The sequence below is a fragment of the Comamonas sp. MYb396 genome (assembly GCF_037479555.1).
Lineage (GTDB): Bacteria > Pseudomonadota > Gammaproteobacteria > Burkholderiales > Burkholderiaceae_C > Comamonas.
In genome coordinates, this window is sequence record NZ_JBBGYU010000003.1 from 93,090 (window position 1) to 106,356 (window position 13,267).

Sequence of the window (13,267 nt, forward strand, 5' to 3'; positions counted from 1 at the left end):
CAGCGCCCACTACACCTGCTTGGGCCGCAGGCACCACAGGGCCGTGCCGGCGATCGATGCGGCCAGCATCAGCACCCACAGTGCACCCAGCTGCCACTGCTCCAGCGCCAGGCCAAACAGAAAAGGGGCGCTGGCCTGGGTCATGCGGGCGGGCACCATCAGCAGGCCCTGGCGCTGGCCATAGCCTTGCGCACCAAACATGGCCAGTGGCAAGGTGCCGATCACCACGGTCATGATGCCGTTGCCCAGGCCAAAGGCCAGCGCATAGACCCAGGCGCCCGAGGCACCCAACAGCGCCAACGCCAGCGCCGCCACGGGGTAGGCCATGACGGCAATGCGCGCCGACCACAGCGGATGGGCGCGGCGCAGAAAAACATAGTCGGCAATGCGGCTGGCCACCTGGGCCGGGCCCACGAGTGCCGCCGCAGCCACCGCTGCCGTCGCCGTGGCACCGCTGACCACCAGCAGGCGCGGCAGGTGCGACATCATCGAAGTGCCGATGAACCAGATGGCGGCAAAGGTCAGCGCCAGCAAGACCAGGCTGAGCCACTGGCCCCGCAGCGCAGCAGCAGGCGCTGCAGGCACGCCCGCTGGGGCTGCTGCCGCATCGGTACGGGCGCGAGCCGCTGCATGGGGCAAGCTGGCATGCAGCGGCAGCAGCACCAAGAGCTGCACCGCCGCCCAGACCAGGCAAGCCTCGCGCCAGCCCCAGCTGTGCAGCAGCCAGGTGGTGAGCGGCCAGCTCAGGGTGCTGGCAAAGCCGCCAAACAAGGTGATGCCGACAATGCTGCCGCGCGCGGCCTTGCCATACAGGCGCACCGAGGTGGCAAAGGCCGCCTCGTACAGACCCGCCCCCATCGCCAGCCCCAGCAGCCACCAGACCGCAAACAGCTGGCCCTGGGTCTGCACCTGCGACAGCAGCGCCAGGCCCAGCGCAAACAGCACATTGGTGGCCATCAGGAGCGGCCGCCCGCCCCAGCGGTCAATCAGCCGCCCCGCTACCGGGCCAGTGAGCGCCATCATCAGCAGCGCCACGGAGAACGCCGCAAAGATGCGTGATGGCGCTATGCCCAGACTCTCGCCCATCGCACCGGCCAGGATGGCAGGCAGGTAGAAGGCCGAGCCCCAGGACAGCATTTGCCCCAGGCCCAGCTTGCAGGTGGTCAGCACCTGGCCGGGCGCAAAGGAGTGGGCGGGAAAAAGGGGCATGGTCGGCAACAGCGCATCAAGGCAGCGCGCCATTGTGACGAGGCTTGCCGCACTGCACAGTCACCCGCGCTACCGGGCAGACGTTTAACGGCTGGGCAAGCTCCGTACCAGGCTGCCGATGATGTGCTGCGCGTAGCGGCTGGAGATGGTGTTGATAAAGCGCGGAAAGTCCAGGTGCGCGCTGTCATCGGCCCGGTCGGATATGCTGCGCATGGCTGCAAAGGGCAGGCCATGGTCGGCGCAGACCTGGGCGACGGCGGCGCCTTCCATCTCGACGGCCAGCGCCTCCATGCCTGCGGCCTGCAAGCCGCTGCGCAGCGCCTGCACTTCGGTGGCGCTGCTGACAAAGCGGTCGCCGCTGACGACCAGGCCCTGGTGCATCTGCGGCGCGGGTAGGCCCAGCTCGGCCGTCCAGGCTGCGGCGCCCCCGGCCAGGCACTGCTGCACGGCCATGGCCAGCTGCGCGCTCAAGGCGGCGTCGCAGTCAAAGCGGGCGCGGCCATAGCCCGGCACCTCGTAGCGCGGAAAGAGCGGCGAGGCATCCATGTCGTGCTGCGCATAGCTGCTGGCCACGACCACATCGCCCACCTGCACGCCCGCGCCCAGGCCGCCGGCCACGCCGGTAAACACGATGCCCCGGGCGCCAAAGCGCTCGATCAGGGTGGCGGCCGTGCTGGCCGCCGCCACTTTGCCAATGCCCGACAGCGCCAGCACCACCGTATGGCCGTGCAGCTGGCCGCAGGTATAGCGGCGGCCGGCATAGTCGCTGGCGCGGGCATCCGCCAGCAGCGCGGCAATGCCGGCCTGTTCCTCGGGAAGGGCACTGAGAATGGCAAGGGTCACGTGGAAATCCCAAAAAACAGCAAAGCGGAGATTGTCGCTGCAATCTCCGCTTTGCCGGGCTGGTTGGCGGCTGGAGCGCTATGGCCTAGCGCCGCCGCCCTGCTCAGGCCTTGGTGGTTTCGTCGCGCAGCTCGCGCCGCAGGATCTTGCCGACCGGGGTCTTGGGCAGGTTGTCGCGGAACTCGATGTACTTGGGCCGCTTGTAGCCGGTCAGGTGCTCGGCGCAATGGGCGCGCAGCTGGGCCTCGGTCACATCGGCCGACTTGCGCACGACCACCAGCTTGATGGCCTCGCCAGTCTTCTCATCGGGCACGCCCACCACCGCGCATTCGGCCACACCGGGGAAGGACGCGGCCACGTCTTCGACCTCATTGGGGTAGACGTTGAAGCCGCTCACCAGCACCATGTCCTTCTTGCGGTCCACGATGCGGAACATGCCATCGGGCTCCATGATGCCGATGTCGCCCGAGCGGAAGAACTGGTCCTCGGTCATGGACTTGGCGGTCTCGTCGGGGCGTTGCCAGTAGCCGGCCATCACCTGCGGCCCGCGTATGCAGACCTCACCGCGCTCGCCCTGCGCCACCGGCTCGCCGGCATCGTCGAGGATCGCCATGTCGGTGCCCGGCATCGGGTAGCCGATGGAGCCCGAGGCCTTCTGGCCGGTGCCGACAAAGTTGCAGCTGGCCACCGGGCTGGTCTCGGACAGGCCATAGCCCTCGACGATGGGCTGGCCAGTGCGCTGCAGCCAGCGCTCGGCCACGGCCGACTGCACGGCCGCGCCGCCGCCCACGACCACGCGCAGGTTCTTCCAGTTCACCTTGTCGAAATCGGGGTGGCTCATCAGGCCATTGAACAAGGTGTTGACCGCTGGCAAGGTGTGGAATTCGTACTTGCCCAGCTCGCCCAGCACCGCCTTCATGTCGCGCGGGTTGGGGATCAGCAGCACCTGGTGGCCCAGGCGCATGGACAGCAGAAAACAGACCGTGAACGCGAAGATATGGTAGAGCGGCAGCGCGCAGACGCACAGCGGCTGCTCGCCTTGCGGAATGGTCTTGAGCGCCGGCCCATACCAGGCCTGCACCTGCATCACATTGGCGCCCAGGTTGCGGTGCAGCAGCACGGCGCCCTTGGCCACGCCGGTGGTACCGCCGGTGTACTGCAGCGCGGCCATGTCGTCAGGCCCGATGTCCACCGGCGAGAACGTGTGGCGCTCGCCCTGGCTGATCGCATCGGGGTAGCGGATGCTGCGCTCCAGGGTGAACGGCGCGACCAGCTTCTTGCTGTGGCGCACCACATAGTTGACGATGCTGCCCTTGATCAGGCCCAGGCAATCGCCCATGCTGCAGACAATGATCTGGTCGAGCTGGCGGTGCGCTGCGCAGTTCTGCACGGTGGCGCCAAAGTTCTCCAGCACGATCATCACCTTGGCGCCGCTGTCCTTGAGCTGGTGGTCCAGCTCCGAGGCGGTGTAGAGCGGGTTGACATTGACCACCACCAGCCCGGCGCGCAGCACGGCGGCAACGGCCACCGCATACTGCGGCACATTGGGCATCATCAGCGCCACGCGGTCGCCCTTGGCCAGCGGCAGGGTCTGCAGGTAGGCGGCCAGCGCCACGCTGTAGTCGTCGAGCTGGCGGTAGCTGAAGCGCGCCCCCATGAAGTGCAGCGCCGTGCGGTCGGCATACTGGATAAAGGCCTGGTTGAGCAGCTGCACCAAGGTCGGAATGCGCTCAGGGTCAATGTCCTCGGGGATCTCGGGTGGGTAAGCGGCCAGCCATGGGCGTTCGGTCATGCACAAGTCTCCTGTCGGTCATACAGCGGGTGCCGGCGCCCTGTGCGCACAGCCCGCTGCTGAGCCATGTTGTTCGATCTCGCCCTATTGTGCAAATTCTGCGCCCATTCCAAGTCTGGATATACCCGTAAAAAAGCAAAAAAAAGCCATGACCGGGGTCATGGCGGTTGCTGGGCGAGGGACGCGATCAGCGCTTGGCGGCTGCGGCCCCTGCAGGTGCCGCCCCTGCCGGCGCGACCACCGAAGCTGCTTTCTCTTCGGCGGCCTGGGGGTTGGGCTTTTCCTTGCCAAACAGCACATCGGAGTCGTCCTGCTTGGTCTCGTAGTAGGGCTGCTGGTCGATCTCGTAGGGGAACGGTGGCACGGTCAGCACGCCGTTGAAGTAACCGGTGCTCTCACGCATGGAGCGGGCCAGGTCCTGGGCCCAGTGGTCCAGCGAACGGCCGGCGGCCAGAAAGTCGACACTGCTGCGGATCGGCGGGCGCACCAGGCGCTGGTCCACCAGCACCTGCGCTTCGACATAGCCGCCATTGCTGGTGGTGAACTGGTAGGACACATAGGCCACCGGGCGCGCAAAGTAGACACCGGCCGCCTCCAGCCGGCCCGCCATGGCCGCATCGTTCTGGGCCAGCCAGTCGCTGCTGTTGGCGGTGCGCTTGATGCGCAGGCAGTCCACGCGGCCAATGTTCAGGCCCTGGGTGCGCTCGACCAGCACGCCCTTTTGCTTGGGGCAGTCCTGGGTCCAGACGGTGTTCTTGTTGTTCAGGTCATCGACGCTGGAGCGCAGCGACATCACGCCGACCAGTTCGCCCAGCTTGGTGCGCATCTGCCAGAGCTTGGCCTGCAGCGGTTTGTCCTTGGCCAGGTCTTCGGGCAGCACATCGAGCACCTCGCTGTCCGTGCCCCAGTAGGTCCAGCGCAGATCGGTGTTCTGGTCCATCGACACCAAGGTGCGGCCCACCGGCTCCACATTCGACGGCAGCGGTGCGCAGGCGCTCAGCACCACGGCTGCGGCAGCGCACCCCAGCCAGGACAGAGAACGGGCAGCGGAAAAAGACATAGACGGATCCTGAAAACAGTAGCGGCGGCCAACAGACAGTGCGTGGCCTGTGCCACACCGCCAAGCCCTGCATCATAGCAAGGCCCTTGCGGATTCTGTTCTAGGCCGTTGCGGATTCTGTCCGAGGCCGCCGGGCTGAATCAGGAGACTTTGGCCGCGAGTGTATCCAAATGCATCACTTGCTCTGGCAACTGGCCGGCAGATACTGTTGCGCCGCACCATCAGCGCTGCAATGCCAGATCACCTTGCCGCCCTCGCCCTGCATGGGCTGCATCTGCAACTGGCCATGGAGGGTCAGCGCAGTCAGCGACATATCGTCGCTGTCATACATCAGCCGGCCTTCCTGCTCCGGCGACACACCCGCATCGGCCAGTGAATCCGGCACTTCTTCATAGGTCTGGTAGTAGCGCGACAGCGCCTGGCGCACCGGCTCGGCCTGGGTCCATTCCTTCTCAAAGGCTTCCTTGCCCTTTTGCGACTGCATGCCCTGCATCAGCATCTGGCTGAAAGCACCGCCCCCGGCTCCGCCCTTGAGCGCCGGTATCGCGACGGCGGCCGCGATACCGATGATCGCGATCACCATCAGCAAGCCCACGGCCCCGCCACCGGCCCGGCCACCATAGGGCACAAACAGCGCAAACAGGTAAGAGAAGGGGTTGCGGCCCGGCATCTTGATGCCGGGGCTGATCATGCGCGCCACGCGCTTGGTCAGCCAGGGGTAGCCGCCCAGCAGCTCATGCAGATCGGGGAAGAAGCCCCGGTTCGTCATGGTCTGGCGCGCATACTGCACCAGGTTGATGGTCTTCCACTTCTGCGCGCCAGCGGCCAGCACCGACAGCGCGCGGCCGGCCGATTCCGAGCCTTCGCAGCAGGCACGGCCATGCAGGTCGCAGGTGTATTCCTGGGCGCGCGCATAGGCCGCGCCAATCAGCGGCAGCCACAGCACCGGCATGCGCCAGAAATGGCCGGTCAAATGGCCTTGCTTGATGTGGCCCAGCTCATGGCCAAAGTAGAAGTTGATGCCATCGGGCAGCGCGCGCATCGCATCCACCGTGTCGCTCAGCACAATGACAAAGTTGCGGCCCAGAAAGCGGGTGGCAAAGGCATTCATCAGGCCATCGCCTTGCAGCAAATAGGCCTCGGGCGGGTCGACCAGCTCCAGCTTTTTGCAGCACTGCAGGTACTGCAGGTAGAGCTCGGGGAACTGCTCGTCCGACAGCCGCACGGCGGTGCCACGCAGCCAGGCAATCAAGGCGGATTGGGCAAAGAGATAAAAAATGAAACCGATGAGCAGGTAGATCAGCACCGTGCCCAGGGTCAGCAACAAGATCAGCAACCATGCCAGCAGACCCAGAACCAGGGTGATGGCGCCCAGTGTCCGCTCACGCGGATACACCCACTCCTTCATATGTATCTCCTCTGTAAAGAGCGCGTATCATGCCCGAGACACGCGCGCTTTATAGAGAGAATTTATAAGATGTTGCAAAGCAGCAACTACCGCGTTCTGTTGCTTACATGCGGCTTACTTCGCGCAAGGTGACCAGCTCTTCGGCCATCGTCGGATGGATGCCAATCGTCTGGTCAAACAGCGCCTTGCTGGCGCCAGCCTTGATCGCCACCGCAAAGCCCTGGGTGATCTCGGCCGCATCGGCGCCCACCACATGCAGGCCCAGCACCTTGTCGCTGGCGTCATCGACGACCAGCTTGACCAGGCAGCGCTCGCTGCGGCCCGACAAGGTGTGGCGCAGCGGTTTGAAATCGCTGCGGTAGATGCGCACGGCCCCATGGCGCTCGCGGGCCTGGGCCTCGGTCAGGCCCACGGTGCCGATCTGTGGATGGGTGAACACTGCGGTCGGGATATTGTCGTAGTCCATCACGCGCGCGGGCTTGCCCGCCTCGGGTCCCCAAATATGGTCCACCCAGGCCATCGCTTCGGCCAGCGCCACTGGCGTCAGCTCCATGCGCCCCACCACATCGCCCAGTGCATGCACGCTGGGCTGGGCGGTGGCCAACTGCGCATCGACGACGATGGCGCCGCTCTTGTCCAGCGCAATGCCCAGCGCCTCCAGCCCCAGGCCGGCCACGTTGGCCTTGCGGCCGGTGGCATACAGCACCTGGTCGGCCTTCAGCTGTGACCCATCGGCCAAGGTCAATGTGCGCTCGCCGCTGGCCGCATCGTAGCTGATCTCTTTCACTTCGGTCTTCAGGCGCAGGTCCACGCCGCTCTTGCGAAGCTCTTCGGCGACAAAGCTGCGCACCTCGTCGTCAAAGCCGCGCAGGATCTGGTCACCCCGGTGCAGCAGGCTCACCTGCACGCCCAGGCCATGGAAGATGCTGGCCATCTCGCAGCCGATATAGCCGCCTCCCACCACCACCAGGCGGCGCGGCAGCTCGGCCAGGTCAAACATCTCGTCGGAGACGATCACATGCGCGCTGCCCGGCAGATCGGGGCGCATCGGCGTGCCGCCAGTGGCGATCAGGATATGGGCCGCGGTCAAGGTGCGCACCTCGGCGCCATCGGCAGAGACGACCACGGTGTGGGCATCGGCGAGCCGCCCTTGGCCGGCAATGCGCTCCACATTCGCGTTGCGCATCAGGCCCTCGTAGATGCCATTGAGCCGGGAGATCTCCTGCGCGCGCGCCGCTTTGAGTGCCTGCCAGTCCAGCGCAATCGCCTCGGGCATTTGCCAGCCGTAACCGCGCGCCTCTGCAAAGGCCTCGGCATAGCCGGCCGCATAGCTGTAGAGCTTTTTGGGGATGCAGCCGACGTTGACGCAAGTGCCGCCCATGGCCTTGGACTCCACCACCGCCACCTTGGCGCCCCGTGCTGCCGCCATGCGGGCTGCCCGCACGCCGCCCGATCCGCCGCCAATCACCACCAGATCCAGATCCCAGGAATGGCTTGTCTGCATGCTTTGCGCTCCTTTGTTTGCTATGCAAGGCATTGTGCAAAAACACCGGGCGCAGTGCGCGTGTGCGGTTATCGCCGCATCGCGTAGGCCCAAAGCAAAAGCCTGCAATGCGGGTGCGATTGCAGGCTTTGGAGGCCAGCGCCCAAAGGCACTGGCAGGGCAGGCAGATTTACTTGACCAGCTGGGCCAGATCGCCGGCGCTGTACTTCTTGGTCATTTGCTCCAGGCTGTAGCCCTTGATCTTGCCGCCCTGGCCTTCGCAGCCGAACTCGATGTAGCGGGCCTTGCAGACTTGCTTGGCCGCTTCACGGGCGGGCTTGAGCCATTCGCGGGCGTCGAACTTGTCGGGGTTCTCGGCCAGGAACTTGCGCACCGCGCCGGTCATCGCCAGGCGGATGTCGGTATCGATGTTGATCTTGCGCACGCCATACTTGATGGCTTCCTGGATCTCTTCGACCGGCACGCCGTAGGTTTCCTTCATCTTGCCGCCGTACTGGTTGATGATGGCCAGCAGCTCCTGGGGCACCGACGAGGAGCCATGCATCACCAGGTGGGTGTTGGGGATGCGGGCATGGATTTCCTTGACGCGCGAGATCGCCAGGATGTCGCCCGTGGGCTTGCGGCTGAACTTGTAGGCGCCGTGGCTGGTGCCGATGGCGATCGCCAGTGCGTCCAGTTGCGTGGCCTTGACGAACACGGCCGCTTCTTCGGGGTCGGTCAGCATCTGGCTGTGGTCCAGCTTGCCTTCGGCGCCAATGCCGTCTTCTTCGCCGGCTTCACCGGTTTCCAGGTTGCCCAGGCAGCCCAGTTCGCCTTCGACAGTGGCACCGATCTGGTGGGCCATCGCGACGACCTTCTGGGTCACATCGACGTTGTAGTCGAAGGACGATGGCGTTTTGCCGTCGCTCATCAGCGAGCCGTCCATCATCACCGAGCCAAAGCCCAGGTTCAGCGCGCCCTGGCAGATCTCGGGGGTGGTGCCGTGGTCCTGGTGCATCACCAGCGGGATGTGCGGGTACATCTCGGCTGCGGCCTGGATCAGGTGCTTGATGAAGGGCTCACCGGCGTACTTGCGCGCGCCAGCGCTGGCCTGCAGGATCACGGGCGCGCCGACTTCGTCTGCCGCCGCCATCACGGCCTGGACTTGTTCCAGGTTGTTGACGTTAAAGGCAGGGATGCCGTAGCCATTTTCGGCGGCATGGTCGAGCATTTCGCGCATCGAGATCAAAGGCATGGTGGTCGGGTCCGTTCTAATGCAAAGAAAGAGTGCTGCAGCGGCCACAGCAGCCGCGTCAACACCCTGGATTCATATTTGCGGCATGGTAACCGCTTGGTAACTGCCTATTTTAGCAAGCTCAGGCCATCTGGGCGAGAGGCATACTGAGGCGGTAGCAAGTGGTATAGGGTGCCAGCGCCTGCGGCTGCCCGAAAGCGCCCCCGTGCAAAGCCATGATGCGCTGCACAATCTGGTGGCCCAGCTGCAGGCTGTCCACCGGCTCGGGTGCTGCCTTCTCCTGCAGGCGGCCACCATCGTCACAGACCTGCAGCCAGCACTGCCCGCCATCGCTGCCGCCCTGCACCTCGATCTGCGTGCCCTCGGGGGTGTGGCGCAGTGCGTTCTCGACCAGGTTGCGCACGGCCACCTCCAGCAGCACGGCGTGGCCTTTCACCCACAGTTGCTCGGGCATGTCCACCGCCACACTGCCGCCCCGGCGCCAGGCCGCCTGGGCATATTCGGCGCCCACGTTGCGCGCCAGCTGCGCCAGATCGACCGGCGCGGCCTGCTGGGTCAGCGCCACACGGCTGCTGCGGGCCAAGGCCAGAATCTGGTTGAGCACATGGCCTGCGCGCAGCGCATCGGCATGCAGGCGTTGCACCGCCTGGGCCTGCTGGGCGGGGTCCAGCCCGCCTTGCAGCGACTGCGCATGCAGGCTGATCGAGGCCAGCGGCGTGCGCAGCTCATGCGCCACCTGGTTGGCCAAGGTGCGCTCGCGCTCCATCGCCTCGTCATTGCGGTCCAGCAGGCGGTTGAACGCCAGGGTCACCGCCCGGAACTCCTGCCAGTTGTGGCCGGTGGACAGGCGCTGGCCCTGCTCGGGCTCGAGCTGCTCGACATCGCGCGAGAGCTGGGTCAGGGGCTTGAGGCCGGCGCGTATCGTCAGCCCCAGCACCAGGGTGACCACCGGCAAAAGCCACAGCCCGGGCAGAATCATCTGCCCGGCAATGTCATCGGCCAGGTCATCGCGCTCTTGCAGGTTGACCAGCACGGCCACCTTGCGCGTGTGCTCGGTGTTCCACTGCGTGAAGGTGCGCCAGACCTCGTGCTTGGGGCCCAGCTGGGCATCAAAAAAGCCACTGCGCCCATCGGCAAAATGCAGGCGCGGCGCGCTGCCGACATTGAGCACCAGATCGCCCTCGGCGCTCCAGACCTGCAGGCTCATCGACTGCTGGTAGTCATGCGCATGCAGGCCTGGCAGCGGCACGCGCTCGGTCGGCAGGCCCGGCGGGGTCTGCGCGTTGGAGGGGATATTGAGCACCAGCGCAGCGACGCCGGCCAGGTGCCCGTCGGTCAGCTCATCGGCCTCTTCAATGCCGGTCTGGTAGGCCCAGTAAACAAAACTGGCCCAGACGATGACCAGCGCCGCCAGAATCCAGACCAGCAGCCGGGTGCGCAGCTGGGGCAGGCGCTGGGGCTTGGCCGCCAGGTTCACGAGGCCTGGTCCTGGGGCATGAAGTAGCCCACACCGCGCATGGTCAGGATGTAGTCGGCACCCAGCTTTTTGCGCAGGTGGTGGATATGCACCTCCACCGCATTGCTCTCGACCGAGGCATCAAAACTGTAGAGCTTTTCCTCCAACTGCTGGCGCGACAGCACCCGGCCATGGGCCTGCAGCAGGATCAGCAAGATGGTGTAGGCCCGGGGCGAGAGCTCGACGCCTTCGCCCCCCAGGCGCACCTGGTGCAAGGCCGGATCCAGCACCAGATCACGGTAGTGGATCAGCGGATTGGCGCGGCCAGCGGCGCGGCGCAGCAGCGCACGCAGCCGGGCCTGCAGCTCTTCGGCATCAAAGGGCTTGGAGAGGTAGTCATCGGCGCCCATGTCCAGGTTTTCGATGCGGTCATGCACGCCGTCGCGGGCGGTCAGCACGATGACCGGCGTGGCCGGATCGGGCAGGGTCTTGCGCAGGCCCGTGGGCGGCGGCGCATTGCGCAGCTGCTGCAACAGGCGCGAGCCATCGCCATCGGGCAGGCCCAGGTCCAGCAGCACCACGTCAAAGCCCTCGGCCGTCAGCGCGCGCCAGGCTTCGGCCAGGCTGGGGCACCAGTCCACCGCATGGCCGCGCTGCTGCAGATTGGCCTGGAGGCCCTCTGCAATGCCGGCATCGTCTTCCACCATCAGTATGCGCATGGCTGGCATTGTGCATGACTTGCGTCATTGCGCCTATGGCCTGGGCCCTGCACCTGGGACATTAAGAAAGCCTTAAGCCTGCCGCCGCAGCATCGCCAGATGCCTTCCTGCCCCCCTGCCTCGTTCGCCGATACACGCGCTCCCTTGTACAACCGCCGCTGGCTGCTGGCCACGGTGCTCAGTTTTGTGCTGATCGCGCTGTGGGATGCCGGGGGCCAGGACCTGGCGCTGGCCCAGCTCTGGGGCACGGCCCAGGGCTTTGCGCTGCGCGATGACCATTTTCTGGTCACCTATATGCACCAGGGCATGCGCAACCTCGGCTGGTTGGTCGTGCTGGCCTTGAGCCTGGGGGTCTGGCTGCCCTTTGGCGTGCTGCGCCAGCTGCCCACGGCCCGCCGGGTGCAGCTGCTCGTCAGCATTCTGGCGTCTCTCGCGGTGGTGGCCATCCTCAAGCGCAGCAGTGCCACCAGCTGCCCCTGGGATCTGTCGGTCTTTGGCGGCGTGGCCGAGTATGTATCGCACTGGCGCTGGGGCCTGCATGATGGTGGCGCGGGCCATTGCTTTCCCGCTGGCCATGCGGCCGCGGGCTTTTCCTTTGTCGGCGGCTATTTTGCGCTGGCGCGTGACACACCGCGCGCCGCGCGCTGGTGGCTGGCGGTGGCGCTGGTGATGGGCCTGTTGCTGGGCCTGGGCCAGCAGATGCGCGGCGCCCACTACATGAGCCACACCTTGTGGACCGCCTGGCTGTGCTGGACGGCGGGCCTGGCTATTGACATGGGCATGGCACGCCGCCGCAGCCAAGCTGCGGATTAAAGGCTTGCTGACTTAGCCGACCAGCCGCCAGTGGTTGTCAAACATCAGCCCGGTCACCGTATCCAGTGCGGTCACCACCTGCTCACTGCTGCGGCTGCTGCGCGCGGTCACCCCATGGCCGCCGCCTGTCCATAGCCGCGCGCCATCGCGGGCCACCGGGCAGACATCGCCCTGCGGACTGCTGCCCAGGTAGCGCGCCTGCGCATCAAACCAGGCCATGCAATCGGACTTGGGGCAGCTCACCACAAAGCCGCCTTGCGCCAGCGGCGCGCATTCCACGCTGCCGCCGTAGCCGGCCAGCGGCGGCTGGTCTTGTGCCAGCTGCAGGCGCTGGCCATCCCAAACGGCAAAGATAGCTGCGCTGTGGCGCCGCGCATCGTCATGCTCGGCCTGCAGCGCAATGCCCAGGCGCTGGCGCGCGGCATCCCAGGCCAGGTGGCGGATCGACAGGCGCGGGTCGGGCAGCTTCCACTGGCCCAGCAGGCGTCCATCGGCCGGGTGCAGCGCGACGAGGGACGGGTCCATGCTGTCCAGCCATTTCTTGCTGCGCCCCGTCTCGCTTTGCGTGGGGATGCCGCCATTGGCCACGACCAAGGTCCCCGCCGGCAGGCTGCCCAGCGCGGCGGGCAGCACCAGCAGCTCATGCGGGTCCATACCATGGCTGCGCCATTCGGCCAGTTTCTCCAGGCTCGTGGCATCGCGCAGGCCAATGCAGCCCTGGCTGTCTTCCAGATCGGTTTCGGTGGTGAACAGCATCCCGCTGCCGCCTGCGCCCGCCTGGGCCTGCCAGGCCCGTGCCGTCGCGGGGCCCGCCAGTGCCACATGGCCGTTAAAGCAGCGGTCCTCCTGCATCCAGGCCCATTGCAGCGTGTCTGTCTGGGGCTGCCAGCGCAGCAGCCAATCCCCGGGCCGGCGCGCGGCAAAGACCAGCTGGCCATCCGGCAGCGTTTGCACACCATGGCCGCGTGTGGGCAGCGGGGTGCGCGCCGCAATGCGCCAGGCATGGCCGCCGCTGGCTTGGGGCAGCACTTCGAGCACGCCGGCCCAGTCCTGCGCCATCGCGCTGGGGCCATCGCGCCAGACTGCTGCCAGCCGGGTGGCGCCCGGCGTGCTAGCCGCGTCCTTGGCAAACGACAGTTCGGCCAGGCCCAGCGCGCCCATCGCCGATGCGCCCAGCCCACGCAGCAGCGCGCGCCGGGGCAGGGATGTGGATAACACGGTCACAGCCT

The 13,267-nt window shown here is 66.3% G+C and carries 11 protein-coding genes; 1 reads left to right on the top strand and 10 read right to left on the bottom strand.

From position 1 onward, the window contains the following. Positions 1-9 precede the first annotated feature (9 nt). The 9 genes from WH265_RS08260 to WH265_RS08300 form a co-directional block, all read right to left on the bottom strand. Positions 10-1,209, bottom strand: a complete 1,200-nt coding sequence (locus WH265_RS08260; RefSeq protein ID WP_339557930.1) for an MFS transporter — start codon at positions 1,207-1,209, stop codon at positions 10-12. Positions 1,210-1,293: 84 nt separating this feature from the next. After that, positions 1,294-2,052, bottom strand: coding sequence for a 5'-methylthioadenosine/adenosylhomocysteine nucleosidase (locus WH265_RS08265; protein ID WP_339557931.1), 759 nt, complete (start codon positions 2,050-2,052; stop codon positions 1,294-1,296). Positions 2,053-2,155: 103 nt separating this feature from the next. Beyond that, complete coding sequence (locus tag WH265_RS08270) at positions 2,156-3,844, bottom strand: AMP-binding protein (RefSeq protein WP_021027038.1); 1,689 nt, start codon at positions 3,842-3,844, stop codon at positions 2,156-2,158. A 187-nt stretch (positions 3,845-4,031) separates the two neighbouring features. Beyond that, complete coding sequence (locus WH265_RS08275) at positions 4,032-4,904, bottom strand: hypothetical protein (protein ID WP_339516104.1); 873 nt, start codon at positions 4,902-4,904, stop codon at positions 4,032-4,034. A 175-nt stretch (positions 4,905-5,079) separates the two neighbouring features. Next, entirely contained in the window at positions 5,080-6,312 is a 1,233-nt protein-coding gene (locus tag WH265_RS08280) for a M48 family metallopeptidase (protein ID WP_021027036.1), read from the bottom strand. Positions 6,313-6,415: 103 nt separating this feature from the next. Continuing rightward, complete coding sequence (gene gorA / locus WH265_RS08285) at positions 6,416-7,816, bottom strand: glutathione-disulfide reductase (RefSeq protein ID WP_339557932.1); 1,401 nt, start codon at positions 7,814-7,816, stop codon at positions 6,416-6,418. Between the two features lie 169 nt (positions 7,817-7,985). Continuing rightward, positions 7,986-9,050: a class II fructose-bisphosphate aldolase gene (gene fba / locus WH265_RS08290; RefSeq protein WP_339557933.1), complete on the bottom strand. Its 1,065-nt coding sequence runs from the start codon at positions 9,048-9,050 to the stop codon at positions 7,986-7,988. A 121-nt stretch (positions 9,051-9,171) separates the two neighbouring features. Further along, on the bottom strand, positions 9,172-10,521 hold the full coding sequence (locus tag WH265_RS08295; protein ID WP_339558202.1) for a histidine kinase dimerization/phospho-acceptor domain-containing protein: 1,350 nt from the start codon (positions 10,519-10,521) through the stop codon (positions 9,172-9,174). Between the two features lie 2 nt (positions 10,522-10,523). Continuing rightward, positions 10,524-11,225: a response regulator transcription factor gene (locus WH265_RS08300; RefSeq protein WP_339557934.1), complete on the bottom strand. Its 702-nt coding sequence runs from the start codon at positions 11,223-11,225 to the stop codon at positions 10,524-10,526. Between the two features lie 99 nt (positions 11,226-11,324). On the opposite strand from WH265_RS08300, the gene WH265_RS08305 reads away from it, so the two are divergent. Further along, positions 11,325-12,038 carry a phosphatase PAP2 family protein gene (locus WH265_RS08305; RefSeq protein ID WP_339557935.1) on the top strand — a complete coding sequence of 238 codons (714 nt, stop codon included), beginning with the start codon at positions 11,325-11,327 and terminating at the stop codon, positions 12,036-12,038. 12 nt (positions 12,039-12,050) lie between these two features. Here the strand turns inward: WH265_RS08305 and WH265_RS08310 are convergent, their stop codons facing one another. Further along, on the bottom strand, positions 12,051-13,256 hold the full coding sequence (locus WH265_RS08310; RefSeq protein ID WP_339557936.1) for a DUF1513 domain-containing protein: 1,206 nt from the start codon (positions 13,254-13,256) through the stop codon (positions 12,051-12,053). Between the last annotated feature and the right edge of the window lie 11 nt (positions 13,257-13,267).

Bases quoted from the DNA above. Each gene is read 5' to 3' on its own strand.
- WH265_RS08260 (WP_339557930.1), bottom strand. From the start codon at position 1,209: ATGCCCCTTTTTCCCGCCCACTCCTTTGCGCCCGGCCAGGTGCTGACC.
- WH265_RS08270 (WP_021027038.1), bottom strand. From the start codon at position 3,844: ATGACCGAACGCCCATGGCTGGCCGCTTACCCACCCGAGATCCCCGAG.
- WH265_RS08275 (WP_339516104.1), bottom strand. From the start codon at position 4,904: ATGTCTTTTTCCGCTGCCCGTTCTCTGTCCTGGCTGGGGTGCGCTGCC.
- WH265_RS08280 (WP_021027036.1), bottom strand. From the start codon at position 6,312: ATGAAGGAGTGGGTGTATCCGCGTGAGCGGACACTGGGCGCCATCACC.
- gorA (WP_339557932.1), bottom strand. From the start codon at position 7,816: ATGCAGACAAGCCATTCCTGGGATCTGGATCTGGTGGTGATTGGCGGC.
- fba (WP_339557933.1), bottom strand. From the start codon at position 9,050: ATGCCTTTGATCTCGATGCGCGAAATGCTCGACCATGCCGCCGAAAAT.
- WH265_RS08300 (WP_339557934.1), bottom strand. From the start codon at position 11,225: ATGCGCATACTGATGGTGGAAGACGATGCCGGCATTGCAGAGGGCCTC.
- WH265_RS08305 (WP_339557935.1), top strand. From the start codon at position 11,325: ATGCCTTCCTGCCCCCCTGCCTCGTTCGCCGATACACGCGCTCCCTTG.